The organism is Nocardioides sp. GCM10028917, from assembly GCF_042666175.1.
In the GTDB taxonomy this organism is placed as follows: domain Bacteria; phylum Actinomycetota; class Actinomycetes; order Propionibacteriales; family Nocardioidaceae; genus Nocardioides.
Genome location: NZ_JBHTFL010000003.1, coordinates 178619 through 194405, shown reverse-complemented (window position 1 = coordinate 194405; position 15787 = coordinate 178619). Strand labels below are relative to the sequence as shown.

The window sequence follows — 15787 nt, the reverse complement described above, 5'->3', positions numbered from 1 at the left end:
ACCGCACCTCAGGTCGTGAGCACCACCAGCCGCTGGGTGGCGCGGGTCATCGCGACGTAGCGGTCCACCGCGCCGGCCACCCCGTCCCCGAACCCGTCGGGGTCGACGAGCACCACGAGGTCGAACTCGAGTCCCTTGACCAGCTCGGGTGCGAGCGATCGCACCCGCCCGCCCCACCGCCGGTCGGGAGAGACGTCCTGCCGCCCGTCACGGGAGCGGTTCTCGACGACCACCGCCGTGCCCTCGGCGTGCTCGGCCAGCCAGTCCTCGATGATCGCGTCGCGCTCGGCGACAGGCGCATGGAGCACGGGGATCCCGCTCTCGCGGACCGACGTGGGCACGTTGGCCTCGGGGAGCGCCGCACGGATGACCGGCTCCGCCTCGGCCATCACCTCGGCCGGGGTGCGGTAGTTCACGGTCAACGGCGCGACGGTGACGTCCGTGATGCCGACGCGTGCGAGCCGCTCGGTCCACGACTCGGCGAAGCCGTGGCGGGCCTGCGCACGGTCGCCGACGACGGTGAGGCTGCGCGAGGGGCAACGACGCAGCAGCATCGCCCACTCGGCATCGCTGAGCTCCTGCGCCTCGTCGACGACGACGTGGGCGAACGGGCCGGCCAGGAGGTCGACGTCGGACGTGGGGAGCGCCGCGTCGTCGACCAGGACCGTCTGCAGGTCGTCGTGGACGAGCATCGACACCAGGCCGTCACCGAGCCCGTCGGCGCCCGTCTCCCGAGCCGTGGTCCGCAGGTCGTCGATCACCTCACCCATCCGTGCCCGCTCGCGGGCCTCTGCGGCCTGCGTACGCCGTCGCCGTCGCGACGCCTCGGGGTCACCGAGCCGCAGCCGGGCGGCGTCGAGCAGCGGGAGGTCGGCGTACGTCCACGCCTCGGGGTCGTCGCGACGGAGGGCGCGCACCTCGTCGGGCGCGAGCCAGGGAGCGCAGTGGCGCAGGTAGGCCGGCACCGTCCAGAGGTCGCCCACGAGGTCGGTGTGCTCGATCAGGGGCCAGGCCCGGTCGAAGATGTCGCGCAGCCCGGCGTGGCGGTCGAGGACGCGCCGGAGCTCGTCGGGGGAGAGGTCCTCGACGACGTCCGCGGCCTTGTCGACGAGGATCGTGAGGACCTCGTCCCAGACGTCGTCGCGGGCCAGGTTGTGCGGGGTGCCCGGGTCGGGGGAGTCGAAGGCCTCGGCCCACTCGGACGCGGTGATCCGGACGTCGCCCCACGCGGTCTCGACGACGTACGACTCCGTGGGCGGTTCCTCGTAGAGCGCCACGGCCGGCTCGATCGCCGCGACCATCCGCAGGTCCGCCTTGAGGGCGGCGACCTGGGCGTCGTCCTCGGGCCCTCGGGCCACCTTGGGCACCAGGTCGCGGACGGTGCACGTCTGCACGCCTTCCTCCCCGAGGCTCGGCAGCACGTCGCCGACGTAGGCGAGGTAGGGCGCGTGCGGGCCCACGAGGAGCACGCCACCGCGCCGGTGCCCCAGCCGCGGGTCGGCGTAGAGGAGGTAGGCGGTGCGGTGCAGCGCGACGACCGTCTTCCCTGTGCCGGGACCACCGTCGACGACCACTGCCCCACGCGACCCGGCCCGGACGATGGCGTCCTGGTCGGCCTGGATGGTGCCCAGCACGTCGCGCATCCGGGGCGTACGGCTCGTGCCGAGGGTGGCGATGAAGGCCGACTGGTCGTCGAGCGCCGCGGTGTGGGTCAGTCCCTCCTCGGTGAACGCCTCGTCCCAGTAGTCCACGATCCGGCCGCCCACCCAGCGGTAGCGACGCCGGCTCACCAGGCCCTGCGGCTGCGCGTGCGTGGCGGCGAAGAACGGCTCGGCGGCCGGCGAGCGCCAGTCGACGAGCAGCCGGCGGCCGTCGGCGTCGGCGAGCCCGAACCGACCGATGTACGTCGTCCCGTCGCCCTCCGCGGAGCCGGCGTGGACGATGCGGCCGAGGCAGAGGTCGAGGTCGTATCGGCGCAGGACTCGCAGCCGGGTGGTCAACCGGTGCACCTCCTGGTCGCGCTCCAGGGCGGCCGTGCCGTGGCGCACCGCGGTCCGCCGCGCCTCTGCCAGTCGCTCCTCGAGGTCGGCGATCGCACGCTCGAGCCCGCTGGCGATCCGGGCGAAGTGCTCCCTGTCGCGGTCGATCAGGGACGGGTCCGACTTGGCCGCGAGGGTGCGGGGGAGGGCGAAGGGCGCGAGGTCGGGGGACGCGTCCTGCTGGGGGTCTGGGTGGGTGTCCTGCTGCGTCACGCCGTGCAGTGTGGAGCCTGACCGGGGCCTTGCGGCAAGCCCCCTGATGGCCTATACGTTGAGAGTGGAGGCAGTCCAGGCCGTCGGTTCGGTCCCGATCCTGGAGGCCATGGGGATCCGCGTCGTCGAGGTCCGGCCCGGTTTCGCCGCGGCCGAGCTGCCGCCGGAGCCCAACGTCAACCACTTCGGCGTCACCTACGCCGGCTCCCTCTTCAGCGTCGCCGAGATGCTGGGCGGACTGCTCAGCCTGACCACCTTCGACCTCGAGGGCGAGCTCGCCGGGTTCGTGCCGATCGTCAAGGAGTCCGCGATCCGGTTCCGTCGGCCGGCACTGGGCGTCGTACGCGCCTCGGCGTCGCTGTCGGAGGACGAGGTCGCACGCGTCCGCGCCGACGCGCTGGCCTCGGGCCGGGGCGAGTTCGAGCTCGACGCGACGCTCACCGACGCCGCCGGCGAGGTCGTGGCGACCACGGTCGGGACGTACCAGCTCCGACGTCTCGGGTGAGGCAGGGTCGTCCCGTGCCGGAGCTGCGCAGGTTCGTCCTGCACGACCACCGACGTCCGAGCCCGCACTTCGACCTGCGGCTCGAGGAGGACGGCGTGCTGCGCAGCTGGGCGGTGCCCAAGGGGCTGCCGGAGGACGGCCGGCACGACCGTCTGGCCATCGCGGTGGACGACCACGAGCTGGACCACGTCGACTACGAGGACGAGCACAAGTCCGTCGCCGACACCGGGACGTGGGAGGAGCACTCACGCGACGAGCGCCGACTCGTCCTTACCCTGCACGGTCGTCAGGCTTCCCGGCGCTTCGCGCTGATCCACACCGGTGGCTCGCAGTGGCTGCTCCACCTCACCAAGGAGCAACCCGCTCGCAGCTGACCGCGGAGCCGTGAGGTCACCTGGTGACCTCGAGACTCCGCGATCCGGCGAAGCGCCGTCAATGATGGTTGACAAACTTCGGGCTGTCAACGACAGTTGACGAATGAGGACCGCTGTCGACGCCGAGGAACCGGGGGAGCCGAACCCCCTCGAGGAGCTCATGCGCATCGCCCGCGCCAAGCACGACCTGGCCGCAGCAGAAGCCGTGGCCGTACGCCGGGCGCGCATCCACGGTTTCTCCTGGGCAGAGATCGGCACGATGCTCGGCGTCTCCAGGCAGGCGATGCACAAGAAGTACGGCAAGTTCGCCTGAAGTCGGACGTACGTCCCACGCGCAGCGCGGCCCCCGTGGTTCACCTGATGCACCACAGCGACCGCACAACGGGGCCTTGCAGCGCGTGTGGCCATATCGCCGATAACTAACATTATGTCAGACCGTGCTGGCGGAGGAACGACACGAGTGTGATCTCCCGGGACCGGGGCCCTCCCCTTTCGCGTGCGGCCTAGGTTGGTGCCCATGGCTGACATCCCGGCGTACCACCTGAACGACGACACGACGATCCCTGCCATCGGCTTCGGCACCTATCCGTTGCGTGGCGAGGACGGCACGGAGGCCATCCGCACCGCCATCGAGGCCGGCTACCGGCTCGTGGACACCGCGGTGAACTACGAGAACGAGGTCGAGGTCGGCGAGGCCGTCCGCCGCTCGGGGGTCCCCCGCGACGAGCTGGTCGTCGCCAGCAAGATCCCGGGCCGCCACCACGCGTACGACGCGGCGATCACGTCGGTGCGCGAGTCACTGGACCGACTCGGGCTCGAGCGCACCGACCTGCACCTCATCCACTGGCCCAACCCGAGCCAGGCGAAGTACGTCGAGGCCTGGCGGGCGCTGGTGCAGCTGCAGAATGACGGGCTGGTGCGCTCGATCGGCGTCTCCAACTTCACCGAGGAGCACCTGACCCGGATCATCGACGACACGGGCGTCACGCCGGCGGTCAACCAGATCGAGCTGCACCCGCGGTTCCCCCAGGCGCGCATGCGCGAGGTGCACGATCGCCTCGGCATCCGCACCGAGGCGTGGAGCCCCATCGGCAAGCGACGCGCACCCCTGGAGGAGGACGCCGTCCGCACCGCCGCCGAGGCGCACGGCGTCTCCCCCGGCCAGGTCATCCTGCGGTGGCACGTCCAGCTCGGCTCGCTCCCGATCCCGAAGTCGGCCGACCCCGCTCGCCAGGCGCAGAACCTCGACGTGTTCGGCTTCGAGCTCACCGACGACGAGGTCGCGGCGATCTCCGGGCTCGCCGAGCCGGACGGCCGCCTCTTCGGCGGTGACCCGGAGACCCACGAGGAGATGTGACCCGACCGCTGGAGTCAGGGACTCAGGGACGGATCGGACGTGGTCGTCGTCGGTGACGCCACGCTCGTCGGCGACTCGGGCGAGGCCGGCGAGCTCGTCGGCGACTGGGTGGGCGACTCCGTGGCCGACTGAGGGGGCGACTCCGTGGGCGAGGTCGTGGGCGAGGTCGTGGGCGAGGTCGTGGGCGAGGTCGTGGGCGAGCTCGTGGGCGGCGCGGTCGGCGATGTCGTGGACGAGCTTGTGGGCGATGTCGTCGGCGTCGTGGTCGGCGTCGTGGTCGGCGTCGTGGTCGGCGTCGTGGTCGGCGTCGTGGTCGGGCTCGGCGAGGTGCTCGGCTCCGAGGGCGTCGGGGACGTCGACGGCGTGGTCGTGGGCCCCGGTGAGGTCGGTGAGGTGGGTGAGGTCGGGCTCGTCGTGGACGGGCTCGTGGACGGGCTCGTGGACGAGCTGGGTGTCGACGAGCTCGACGGCGCCAGGGTCGCCGGTGGCGCCGCGACCAGGATCCTCGTGATCTCCTCCTTGAAGCCGTCGAGCCGCTCGGTGATCTCGGTGAGCGAGTACGCCGTGATGGTGCGGGCGAACTCCAGCAGGCGTTCCCAGACGGCGGCGAGCTGCAGCAGCTGCTCCTCCCCCGGCTCACCCGGGATCGACAGCACGAGCTGGCTGGCAACGGCGGCCGTGATGCACGAGTGGCAGTTGTAGTTGGCGGCCACCGCGAGGTTCTGCGGGACCACCACCTGGGCGTCGTCCATGATCAGCACGACCTGGAAGGCGACGGCGACCGCGATGCAGTCGGTGCAGGACGCGTAGGCGTGCGCCTCGTTGACGTTGAGCACCTCGTCGTCCTCTGCCCAGACCAGCGCGAAGGCGACGTCGTAGGTGACCGTCCCGTCGGTGATGTTGACGGCCAGTGCCTGGTTGTCCCCCTCCTCCGGCGCCAACGGCTTGTCGAAGGGGAACACCCACGCGTCGTCCGCCGGGTCGGAGACCGGAGCGGTTCCGGGGGTCGGGTCCGGTGCGCCGCTCGGGCTGGTGCTGGGGCTGGTACTCGGGCTGGTGCTGGGGGTGGGGTCCAGACCGGGACTTCTGGTGGCGTCGGTGCTGGAGGTCGGCGACCGCGACGGCGTCGAATCCCCACGGGGGGTGTCCTCGTCGTTGGGGACGAGCACCATCGCCAGGACCGGGTCGTCCTTGGTCGGAAGTGCGCTGTCCTCCTGGAAGGCGGCGACCAGGGGCGTGCCACGCTCCAGCCGACGGCGGGCTACCTCCCCCGCAGGGAAGGCGGGTCGAGCCAGTGGGCCGACCGCGTCGGCCACCGCGCTGACCGGTGGGGCAGGCGCAGACGTCAGGAGCGCACTGAGCGTCCCGTCCTCCCCCGGCTCGATCGGTCGGTAGGTGCCGGGCTGGGGCCACCATGCCCATGCGAGACCGGTGATCATCAGGGCACTGAGGACCGCTGCGACTGCACGCCGGGCTGCGGAGTCACGGCTCCAGGCGGCGAGCCCCCTGAACCACCGCACGCCGAGTCGAGCGAGGATCACGGCGGTGGCGAGCACGGGAAGGGCGACGCCGAGCAGCTGGAGGGCGTGACCGGCCGCGTCGAGGGGCTGGCCCTCGTCCACGGCCTGCACGAGGCGCGCTGCGTCCTCCTTCAGCACCGCCCCGGCGGTACCCACGAGGCGCGGCACCGCGGCGATCAGGCCCAGGAGCATCAGCGCCATCAGTGGCACCGTGATCAGCACCCACGACGTGATGACCACCCGCGCCCATGGCGTGAGCATCGCGTTCTCCGAGCTGCTCCAGCGGTTCGGGAGCAGTCCCAGCAGGGTCGGTCGGATGCGCTGGTACAGGTCGGGGACGCCTGCGAGGTCGGCGAGCACGTGGTAGCCGTCGAAGCGCAGGAGTGGCAGCAGCTGCTGTCCCATCTGCAACACCTGGGTGGCGACGAGCAGCAGGAGTGCCTCCCAACCGGTCGCCCACCACCAGACGTAGGTGAGGACCACGACGATGGCGTTGAAGTACAGCCCGCCCAGGTCGGTGCGGAGCCGGCCGGCCCGATCGAGCCGGTAGCTGTCGGTGACGTCGGTGTAGAAGGCCGGCCACACGATGTAGAGCCCGGCGCCCATCGAGCCCGGTTCCGCCCCGCCGTAGCGCGCCGCGGCCGCGTGCCCGAACTCGTGGAACCCGCCGGAGAGCACCGACACGGCGAACACCAGCAGGAGCAGGTGCGGGCGCTCGAACGCTTCGTACGCCGACGCCCCCAGGCCGCGATCGAAGAACACCCATGCGACCACGGCGACGAAGCCGACGACCACCGCCGGTGGAACGAGCGGACGGAACAGGAACCGGAACGGGTCGGTCAGTCGATGGGTGGTCCGCGGGTCGGTCACGGCGAAGCGGGGCTTCAGTCCGATCAGCGGGTCGGTGCGCTTGAGCGTCGGCTCGGAGCCGTCCACACCTCGCAACAGCCCGAGCGGCCGCAGGTGGGAATCGACCAGTGTCCGCACGTCGTCCCCGGTGACCCTGCGCCCGAGCGCGTGGCCGACCACCGACGCGATGTCCTCGTGGCTGCGCTGTCCGTCGCACGCCCGCAGGACGAGGTAGAGCAGCGGAGTGAGCTGCAGGACCTGCCCGTCGGCGCGACGCACCAGGGCCGGCGGGGTCCGATAGCCGGACCCCGCCATCTCTCCGATGAGCTGGACGCCGTCGACGCGCGAGGGGACGTCGACCAGCGTGGTCACTGCGCCGTGGTGCCGCTCACGTCGCCGCTCGTGTCGCTGGTCCCGGCCTCCGGAGCAGCAGCGGTGTCGGCCGTCGCATCGGCCGCAGCGGTGTTGGCCGTCGCATCGGCCGCAGCGGTGTCGGTGCTCTCGACCGCAGCGGCGTCGGTGCTGTCGGCCGTGGCGGTGTCGGTGCTCTCGACCGCAGCGGTGTCGGCTGTCGAGGTGCCGGCAGCGGTGTCCGTGCTGTCGGCCATCGGCGCGTCGGGCGTGCTGGTCGTGGTGCCGTCCGTCGTGCTGGAGGCGATGGCCGCCGTCGTGGCCCCTTCCTCGTCGTCGGCGGACGCGGTGTCGGTGTCGGGCGGCTCGACCGACGACTGGTCGATGTCGGAGGTCTGGTCGGAGGTGGCCTCCGCTGCGCCGGTGATCGTCTGCGTGATGATCGCGTCCTGCTGCGCGATCGCCGTCGCCTCGGAGTTCTCGGACAGGATGTTGGCGGCCACGGAGGCATCGATCGGCGCAGCCACGTTGGCGTTGGCCGCGACCGCTCCGTTGATGGGAGCTGCCAGGTCCGCGTCGAGGTCGACGTTGACGTCGACGTTGAGCAGGTCGCCCTTGAGCAGGTCGCCGGTGTCGAGGTTGTCCAAGGTGTCGGTCACGTCGTCGAGCACCTGACCGACGGTGCCGATGAGGTTGCCGGCAGCGTCGAGGACCTGACCCGTCAGCGGGTCGAGTGCCCCGATCACGTTGCCTGCGGAGTCCACAACGTTGCCGGTTGCTCCGTCGAGCACGCCGACGACGTTGCCGGCGGAGTCGAGCACCGTCGTGCCGTCGACCAGGTCGGTCACGGCTCCGATGACCGTGCCGGCCGTGTTGAGCACGTCGCCGGTCAGCGGGTCGAGGACTCCAACCACGTTTCCGGAGGCGTCCACGACGTTGCCGGTGGCGGCGTCCAGCACCCCGAGCACGCCGCCTGCGGTGCCGGCGACGGTGGCGCCGTCGACCAGGCTGGTGACGGTGCCGATGAGGTTGCCGGCCGAGTCGACGACCAGCCCGGTGGCCTCGTTGAGCGTGCCGAGGATCTCGCCGTCGGGCGCCACGACGTTGCCGGTCGCGCTGTCGAGGGTGCCGATGATGTTGCCGGCGGCGTCCACGACGACGCTGCCGTCGACGGGCTCGCTCGCCGTCGCGGCGGCGGTGTCGGCGGCTGCGCCGACGGCGTCGCCGGACTCGCCCGTCGCGGTGGCAGCGCTCAGCATCGCGTCCCCGCTGGTGTCGCCGGAGACGGGCGCCGTGCCCTCGATGGTGTCGCTCTGGTCGATGGTGCTGTCCTGGATGCCGGTCGCGACGGCGTCGGCCTCGATGGTCTGGGTGACCTGGACACCCTGGTCGGACAGCGCCTGCGACGTGGAGCCGTCGCTCAACAGGTTCGCGCTGACGGCGGCGTCGATGGGCGCCACGACGTTGGCGTTGAGTGCGACGGCGAGGTCCACGGGTGCAGCGCCGTCGATGGCGAGGTCCACGTCGGCAGCCAGGTCGAGGATCGAGACAACTTCCTTGTCCGGAAGCGCGGTGACTCCCTCACCGGCCAGCTCCTCGGGCGTCAGGGGTGCGTCCTTGCTCATCACTGTTCCCTTCCCCGCCTGCCGGCGTGGATGAGCGGTCAGGCGGCCTTCTCGATGGTTGGCTTACCCCCGATTTCTGTCTTACACCCAGGCGGCCACGGGTGGCACGCCGTACACCTCTGAAGGGGTGGGCACCTCCCGGAGTCGGGCCGGCGCACGAGCGCTGGCTACCATCACCGGCATGCTGAAGCGACTCGCCACCGTGGCCGCCTGCCTGTCCGTCCTCGCCCTGTCCGCGTGCGGCAACGAAGCGGACGGGAAGGACACCGCGTCCGACCCCTCGGCGTCCGAGACCTCGAGCGAGTCGAGCGAGGCGTCGCCCGAGGAGTCGGCCGAGGCCTCCGGCGCGACGACCACCTGCGACTACCCCGAGGACGGCCAGGAACCGGCGCGCGACGTCGACGCACCGGAGTCCGAGGCCCCGTCCGAGGGCACCACGACCGCGACGATCACGACGAACTTCGGCGACATCGGCCTGACCCTCGACACGGCCGCCGCGCCGTGCACGGTGAACTCTTTCGTCTCGCTCGCCGAGCAGGGCTTCTACGACGACACCCCGTGCCCGCGCATCGGCGACCAGGAGGGCTTCGGGATCCTGCAGTGCGGCGACCCGACCGGCACCGGTTCGGGCGGCGCCGGCTACTCCTTCGCCGACGAGCTGAGCGGTGACGAGACCTACCCGGCCGGCACGCTCGCCATGGCCAACGCGGGCCCCGACACCAACGGGTCCCAGTTCTTCCTCGTCTTCCGCGACTCGCAGTTCCCCCCGGACTACACCGTCTTCGGCACCATCGACGAGGCCGGGCTCGAGACCATCGACGCGATCGCGGCCGAGGGCAACGACGGCGCGCACCCAGCCGGCGGCGGTGTCCCCAACAAGGACGTCACCATCGAGAAGGTCACGGTCGGCTGACGCCACGTTCGTCGCGGGGGCGCGGCGCGCCCGTCACGACACCGGGTCGTAGGTGACGTCCGCGCCGAGCTGCACGGTCCGCGAGACCGTGCACAGCCGGTCGTGGGACATCTCGATCGCGGACTGCACGCGGTCGCGCGCAGCATCGCCGTCCGGTCCCTCCGGGAACGCGATGTCGAACGACACGCGGATCCCTGTCAGGTGGTTGCCCGCAGCGTCACGCACCTTGTGCCCCTCGGCATGCACGTCGAACGTCGTGCTGGACGTCCGCTTGTGGGTGATGGCCTCGACGTCGAGGGCGCTGCAGCCGGCGAGCGCGGCGAGCAGCAGCTCGATGGGCGTGAAGTCGGGGTCCACTCCCCCGGTGCCGAAGAAGGTCTCGCCGCCACGGGCGTTGGTCGCCTTGAACCTGGCCGGGCCGATGCGGGTGAGCTCGACGCTGCGCAGGTTGTCGTCCGTCATGACGGACACCCTGCCAGAGCACGCTCGGGCAGGGTGTCCGGTCCCCGACGGTGGGGTCTCCGCGGACGACCTCGCAGGGGGGTCAGCGGGTGACGCGTCGCGCGGCGCGTCGGGCTCGACGCTCCTCACGGATGGCGATCTCCACGTTGCGCAGCAGCGCACGGTTCTCGGTGGAGCGCGCTCGTGAGTCGACGAGGCTGAGAGCCAGGTGCAGCTGCGTGGTCATGGAGATCTGTCCTCTCGAGGGCGTCCGGCCCTCAGGTGATGAGCGGGTGATGTAAGAACTGGCCGCGCCGTTGCGGCTCTTACATCCTACGGACCGGTAGCTTCCGGTCGGGCATCCTCGAAGGGGTGATCTCGACCACCAGACGGGTACGTCGCCGGGCTAGTGTCGTGGCGTGACGACCCAGCGAGCGCGACGGCCCGGACCCTCTGTCCGGACGCGCGTGGTGGAGCACACCGACGCCTCGGAGGTGACCCGGGAGGATCGGCTCATCACCGAGGAGCCGCTCGAGATCCGGGTGCGCTCCGGGACCCTGCCGCCCCGTCGCGCGTGGGTGACCATGCGCACCCCCGGGCACGACTTCGAGCTCGCGGCCGGGTGGCTCGTCAACGAGGGGCTCGCGGGACCCTCGTCGATCAACCAGGTCGCCTACTGCACCGACGACGACCTCGCTCCCGAGCAGGAGTTCAACGTCGTGACGGTGAACGTCACGGGCACGACGGCGCTCCCCCACCGGCACGAGCGCTCTTCCTCCGGCTCGTCGGCCTGCGGTGTGTGCGGCAAGGACAGCGTGGTGGAGGCGCTGGCCACCAGGGCGGCGCAACCATGGGCAGGACCGCGCCCCGACGCGTCCGTCGTACGACGCCTGCCGGAGGCGCTGCGGGAGCGTCAGACCCTCTTCGCCCGGACGGGCGGCGTGCACGCGGCTGGGCTTGCCGACGAGCTCGGCACGCTCTCCGTGGTGCGCGAGGACGTCGGGCGTCACAACGCCGTCGACAAGGTCGTCGGGGCACGGGTGCTCGCCGGTGACCCGGCTGCCTCGGCGTGCCTGGTGCTGAGCGGGCGCGTCGGCTTCGAGCTCGTGCAGAAGGCCGCGGCCGTCGGCATCGGGTCGATCGTGGCGGTCGGCGCGCCGACGAGCCTGGCCGCCCGCCTGGCGGCCGAGGCCGGCATCGACCTGTGGGGCTTCACCTCCGCAGGGCGCACGGTGCGCTACCGACCTGACCCGACCTGACCTGACCGACCGGACCAACCGCGCGCGGCGTGGTGGGACGGCCCTGTCGGTGCCGCGATCTACGGTCGTCCCGTGCGCATCCTCCACACCTCCGACTGGCACCTCGGGAGGTCCTTCCACCGCGAGGACCTGCTGGGCCACCAGGGTGCGTTCGTCGACCACCTCCTCGAGGTGGTCGACGGGGAGGACGTCGACGTGGTCGTGGTCTCGGGAGACGTCTACGACCGTGCCCTCCCCCATGTCGACGCGGTCGCCCTCGCCGACGAGGCGTTCGCCCGGCTCGCCGCGTCCCGTGCGCGCGTCGTGGTGAGCAGCGGCAACCACGACAGCGCGCGGCGCCTCGGTTTCGGCTCGCGCCTGATGGACGCTGCGGGTGTCTTCGTCCGCACCGACGCGTCGTCGGTCGGCAGTCCTGTCGTGCTCGCCGACCAGCACGGGGACGTGGCGATCCACGCGATCCCCTACCTCGACCCCTCGGCTCTGCTCGAGCCGTGGGCGCTCGGCCGCCGCAGCCACGAGGCGGCGCTGTCCGAGGCGATGACGCGGGTCCGGTCCGACCTCGCCGCGCGTCCCGCTTCCACCCGCAGCGTGGTGCTGGCGCACGCCTTCGTCGCCGGCGCGACACCGTCCGAGTCCGAGCGCGACATCAGCGTCGGCGGGGTGTCCCGGGTCGCGACCCGCCTGTTCGACGACATCGACTACACCGCCCTCGGCCACCTGCACGGCCCCCACGTGCTCGACGAGCGGCTGCGCTACTCCGGCTCCCCGCTGGCCTACTCCTTCTCCGAGGCCGACCAGGCCAAGGGGTCGTGGCTCGTCGACCTCGACGCCACCGGGTTCGCATCGGCGACCTGGGTCGAGGCACCGGTCCCGCGTCGGCTGGCCCGGCTCTCCGGCACGCTCGACCAGCTCCTCGCTGACCCGTCGCTCACCACCCACGAGGACGACTGGGTGCAGGTCACGCTGACCGACGCCCGCCGCCCGTTGCGCGCGATGGAGCTGCTGCGCCGACGCTTCCCCCACACGCTCGTCCTGCAGTTCCCCACGCCCACCGTTGATGCCCACACCCCTCCGCGACCCGCGCCCGGCACGAGCGACCATGCCATCTCGCTCGACTTCGTCCGCCACGTGCGTGGCTCCGAGGCCACCCCCGGCGAGGCCGCCCTCCTCCGCGAGGCCATCGACGCCTGCTGCCACGACCCCGACCAGGACGTCCTCGTCGGGGCTCCCGTCGCCTCCGCCCCTCCCACGGGACGTGGTGCCTCGTGAGGCTCCACCGGCTCGAGGTCGTCGGATTCGGGCCCTTCGCCGATCCGGTCTCGATCGACTTCGACGCCCTCTCCGACGCCGGCCTCTTCCTGCTCAGCGGGCCGACCGGAGCCGGCAAGTCCAGCGTCCTCGACGCGGTCTGCTTCGCGCTCTACGGCGACGTCCCCGGTGACCGCGCCGTCGCCAAGCGGCTGCGCTCCGACCACGCCGCGGACGACGTCGCTCCACGGGTGGTGCTCGAGGCGACCCTCTCCGGCCGACGGTTCCGCATCGACCGCTCGCCCGCGTGGACCAGGGCGAAGAAGCGCGGCACCGGCACCACCACCGAGCAGGCGCGCGTCGTGATCTCGGAGCGCCGCCCCGCCGACGACGGCCAGCACCTCTGGCACCCACTCAGCACCCGCCTCGACGAGACCGGACACCTGGTCACCCGCCTCGTCGGCATGACGCTCGCGCAGTTCTGCCAGGTGGCCATGCTCCCTCAGGGGAGGTTCCAGGCCTTCCTGCGAGCGCGGTCCGAGGAGCGCCACGCCCTCCTCCAGCAGGTCTTCCGGACCGAACGGTTCGACCGCACCGAGCGCTGGCTGCGGGAGCGGCGCGTCGAGCTCAAGCGCGCCTCCGACACCCACCGCGGCACGGTCGCCGACCTGGTCAGCCGGGTCAGCGAGGTGGGCGACGAGGGTGCGCCCCACGACTGGGCGGCCGACCCCTCGTGCCTCGATGGCTGGATGACCGGGCTGACCGACGCCGCCTCGGCGGCGTCGGCCGACCAGTCGACCCGCGCAGCGGCGGCGGCCGCGGCGGAGACGGCGGCTGCCGCGGCCCGAGCCGCAGGCACCGGGCTTGCTGCGCTGCAGGCCACCCACGCCGCGGCACGTCGTGAGCGCGACGCGCTGGAGGCAGCCGCAGCGGCGCACGCCGACCGCGTGAAGCTCGCCGAGCGCGCGCGGCGCGCTGCCGGCGTGCGCGCCCTCCACGACCTCGCGCTCGCATCGCGAGCCACCGCGGACGACCTCGAGCACCGGCATGCCGCGTCCCTCGCGTCGCTGGGCCAGCTGATCGGAGTGACGACACCCGACGACGCGCAGGTCGCCGAGCACCACCGCACCTCCACGCGTGCCCTCGACGACCTCGCCCGCGTGCGCCCGCTGCTCCGCCAGGTCACCGAGGTCGAGTCAGCGCTCCAACGGTGCGCGCGCAGCCGCGAGGAGCTCGCGGCCGAGCTCGACCGGCTCTCCACCCGGGCGGAGCACGTGCCGCAGTCCCTGGCCGAGCTCGAGCCCCAGCTCGCCTCGGCCCGCGAGGCGGTGGGCCAGGTCGCCGCCCTCGACCGCGAGCTCGTGGCGATCCGGTCGCGGGTGCTCGCCGCCCGCTCGGCCGACGACCTCGCGATCGACCTCGCCGTTGCCCAGCGCGACCTCGCCGCGGTGACGCAGACGCGGCTGCTCGCGCGCGAGGCGCTCGTGGAGATCCGCGAGCAGCGCCTCGACGGCATGGCCGCCGAGATCGCCCGCAAGCTGGCCGTCGGCGCCTGCTGCCCGGTGTGCGGCTCGGCCGACCACCCCTCCCCGGCGTCGCCCGCGTCCGGCGCACCCGACGAGGCCGCCGAGCGCGAGGCCCGCCGCGAGGTCGACGACCTCGAGGTCGTCGTCGAGGCACATGCCCAACAAGCACGTGGCCTCGAGGCCCGGCTGGCCGCCGCCCTCGCCGAGGCCGGCGAGGCGCTCGACACGCTGCTCGCCGCCGAGACCGACACGCTGGCCCGCCTCGAGCGTGCCCGGGCAGCCGCCGCCACCGTCGACTCGCTGGTCGCCCGGCTCGACGCCCTGTTCGTCGAGCAAGACGACCTCGACCGACATCGCGAGGAGCTCACCGCCACCGCCTCCCGGCTCGACACCGAGACGGCGGTCCTCGACACGCGCCTCGAGTCGCTGCGTGAGCAGGTCAGCGCCGTGCTGGCCGAGGGGGCAGACCTCGACGACCTGACCGCCCACCACCAGCAGGTCAAGGACCTGGCCCGCCGCTGCACCGACACCGCGGTCCACCTCGCGCGCGCTCGTGAGTCCGCGGACAGCACGCAGCGAGCAGCCGATGGTGCCGCCACAGAAGCGGGCTTCCCGTCATCGGATGCCGCGGCCGACGCCTGGCTCCCCGAGGCCGAGCTCACCGCCCTCGTCGCGACGATCGAGCGGCACGAACGCGAGCTGGCCCGCACCGGTGAGCTGCTCGCCGATGCCGAGCTCGTCCGGGCCGCTGCCGCGGAGCCGCCGGACCTCGAGCTCCTCGCCGAGGACCACCGCCGCACCCAGGAGGAGGCGGCGACCACGCGCCACCGCGACCTGGCCCTGCGCGAGCGCGTCGGCCGCCTCCGCGCGCTCGCCGACGACGTCCGCACCGCCCTCGCCGCGTGGGCTCCGGTGCGTGCCGACCTCGACCGGGTCGCCGATCTCGCTGCCCTCGTCGAGGGCAAGCATCCTGACAACCGCCACCAGATGCGCCTGTCGGCCTACGTCCTGGCCCACCGCCTCGGCCAAGTCGTCGAGGCCGCCAACCTGAGGCTCTCCACGATGAGCGACCGGCGCTACTCCCTCGTCCACACCGGGCAGCGCGGCGCCGGGGAGACGCGGGGCGGCCTCAGCCTGCTCGTCCGTGACGACTGGACCGGCGACAGCCGCGACCCGGCCACGCTGTCGGGCGGCGAGACCTTCGTGGTCTCCCTCGCGCTGGCCCTCGGCCTCGCCGACGTGATCACCCAGGAGGCGGGCGGCGCCGACCTTGACACCCTGTTCGTCGACGAGGGTTTCGGCTCACTCGACGCCGAGACCCTCGAGGACGTGATGGACACCCTCGACACCCTCCGCGACGGGGGCCGGGTGGTCGGCGTGGTCAGCCACGTGCCCGAGCTGCAGATGCGCATCCCCACCCAGCTGCGGGTCCACCGCGGCCGCCACGGCAGCCGCACGAGCCTCGTCCTCGCCTAGTTTGCCCGCTCCCCACCACCCCGGGGATTCGGCCCGCCGCACCGTCATACGAAGCCGAACCCATGGGTGCGGGTTGGTATGACGCGACGCC

13 protein-coding genes are annotated in these 15787 nt (G+C 72.5%); 8 read left to right on the top strand and 5 right to left on the bottom strand.

Features of this window, described 5'->3' with window-relative positions:
• Positions 1-8 precede the first annotated feature (8 nt).
• Positions 9-2252 carry an RNA polymerase recycling motor ATPase HelR gene (gene helR, locus ACFQW6_RS04310; RefSeq protein ID WP_378541647.1) on the bottom strand — a complete coding sequence of 748 codons (2244 nt, stop codon included), beginning with the start codon at positions 2250-2252 and terminating at the stop codon, positions 9-11.
• A gap of 64 nt (positions 2253-2316) precedes the next feature.
• Here helR and ACFQW6_RS04305 point away from each other — a divergent pair, with 64 nt between their 5' ends.
• From ACFQW6_RS04305 to ACFQW6_RS04290, 4 genes are all read left to right on the top strand, one after another.
• Positions 2317-2757, top strand: a complete 441-nt coding sequence (locus ACFQW6_RS04305; RefSeq protein WP_378541645.1) for a PaaI family thioesterase — start codon at positions 2317-2319, stop codon at positions 2755-2757.
• A gap of 14 nt (positions 2758-2771) precedes the next feature.
• Complete coding sequence (locus tag ACFQW6_RS04300; protein WP_378541643.1) at positions 2772-3131, top strand: DNA polymerase ligase N-terminal domain-containing protein; 360 nt, start codon at positions 2772-2774, stop codon at positions 3129-3131.
• A gap of 103 nt (positions 3132-3234) precedes the next feature.
• Entirely contained in the window at positions 3235-3444 is a 210-nt protein-coding gene (locus ACFQW6_RS04295) for a helix-turn-helix domain-containing protein (RefSeq protein WP_378541641.1), read from the top strand.
• 204 nt (positions 3445-3648) lie between these two features.
• Positions 3649-4488 (top strand): aldo/keto reductase, encoded by an 840-nt coding sequence (locus tag ACFQW6_RS04290; RefSeq protein WP_378541639.1) that lies wholly within the window; start codon positions 3649-3651, stop codon positions 4486-4488.
• Between the two features lie 14 nt (positions 4489-4502).
• Here ACFQW6_RS04290 and ACFQW6_RS04285 read toward each other — a convergent pair whose 3' ends face one another.
• A complete protein-coding gene (locus tag ACFQW6_RS04285; RefSeq protein ID WP_378541637.1) occupies positions 4503-7229 on the bottom strand; it encodes a hypothetical protein in 2727 nt (908 codons plus the stop codon).
• The gene (locus ACFQW6_RS04280; protein ID WP_378541635.1) at positions 7226-8833 is read right to left on the bottom strand and encodes a hypothetical protein; all 1608 of its coding nucleotides are present in this window, start codon (positions 8831-8833) and stop codon (positions 7226-7228) included. The genes ACFQW6_RS04285 and ACFQW6_RS04280 overlap by 4 nt, the downstream gene beginning before the upstream one ends.
• 181 nt (positions 8834-9014) lie before the next feature.
• On the opposite strand from ACFQW6_RS04280, the gene ACFQW6_RS04275 reads away from it, so the two are divergent.
• Positions 9015-9746 (top strand): peptidylprolyl isomerase, encoded by a 732-nt coding sequence (locus ACFQW6_RS04275; protein ID WP_378541633.1) that lies wholly within the window; start codon positions 9015-9017, stop codon positions 9744-9746.
• 33 nt (positions 9747-9779) lie between these two features.
• Here ACFQW6_RS04275 and ACFQW6_RS04270 read toward each other — a convergent pair whose 3' ends face one another.
• Together ACFQW6_RS04270 and ACFQW6_RS04265 are read right to left on the bottom strand one after the other, a co-directional pair.
• Positions 9780-10208 carry an OsmC family protein gene (locus ACFQW6_RS04270; RefSeq protein WP_378541631.1) on the bottom strand — a complete coding sequence of 143 codons (429 nt, stop codon included), beginning with the start codon at positions 10206-10208 and terminating at the stop codon, positions 9780-9782.
• A gap of 82 nt (positions 10209-10290) precedes the next feature.
• Positions 10291-10434, bottom strand: coding sequence for a hypothetical protein (locus ACFQW6_RS04265; protein ID WP_378541629.1), 144 nt, complete (start codon positions 10432-10434; stop codon positions 10291-10293).
• 172 nt (positions 10435-10606) lie between these two features.
• Here ACFQW6_RS04265 and ACFQW6_RS04260 point away from each other — a divergent pair, with 172 nt between their 5' ends.
• The 3 genes from ACFQW6_RS04260 to ACFQW6_RS04250 all read left to right on the top strand — a co-directional run bounded on the left by ACFQW6_RS04260 (position 10607) and on the right by ACFQW6_RS04250 (position 15696).
• The gene (locus tag ACFQW6_RS04260; RefSeq protein WP_378541627.1) at positions 10607-11446 is read left to right on the top strand and encodes a formate dehydrogenase accessory sulfurtransferase FdhD; all 840 of its coding nucleotides are present in this window, start codon (positions 10607-10609) and stop codon (positions 11444-11446) included.
• Positions 11447-11518: 72 nt separating this feature from the next.
• Positions 11519-12715 (top strand): exonuclease SbcCD subunit D, encoded by a 1197-nt coding sequence (locus ACFQW6_RS04255; RefSeq protein WP_378541625.1) that lies wholly within the window; start codon positions 11519-11521, stop codon positions 12713-12715.
• A complete protein-coding gene (locus ACFQW6_RS04250) occupies positions 12712-15696 on the top strand; it encodes an AAA family ATPase (RefSeq protein WP_378541623.1) in 2985 nt (994 codons plus the stop codon). Before ACFQW6_RS04255 ends, ACFQW6_RS04250 begins: the two co-directional genes overlap by 4 nt.
• Positions 15697-15787 lie beyond the last annotated feature (91 nt).

Bases quoted from the DNA above. Each gene is read 5' to 3' on its own strand.
- ACFQW6_RS04295 (WP_378541641.1), top strand. From the start codon at position 3,235: ATGAGGACCGCTGTCGACGCCGAGGAACCGGGGGAGCCGAACCCCCTC.
- ACFQW6_RS04290 (WP_378541639.1), top strand. From the start codon at position 3,649: ATGGCTGACATCCCGGCGTACCACCTGAACGACGACACGACGATCCCT.
- ACFQW6_RS04280 (WP_378541635.1), bottom strand. From the start codon at position 8,833: ATGAGCAAGGACGCACCCCTGACGCCCGAGGAGCTGGCCGGTGAGGGA.
- ACFQW6_RS04275 (WP_378541633.1), top strand. From the start codon at position 9,015: ATGCTGAAGCGACTCGCCACCGTGGCCGCCTGCCTGTCCGTCCTCGCC.
- ACFQW6_RS04270 (WP_378541631.1), bottom strand. From the start codon at position 10,208: ATGACGGACGACAACCTGCGCAGCGTCGAGCTCACCCGCATCGGCCCG.
- ACFQW6_RS04265 (WP_378541629.1), bottom strand. From the start codon at position 10,434: ATGACCACGCAGCTGCACCTGGCTCTCAGCCTCGTCGACTCACGAGCG.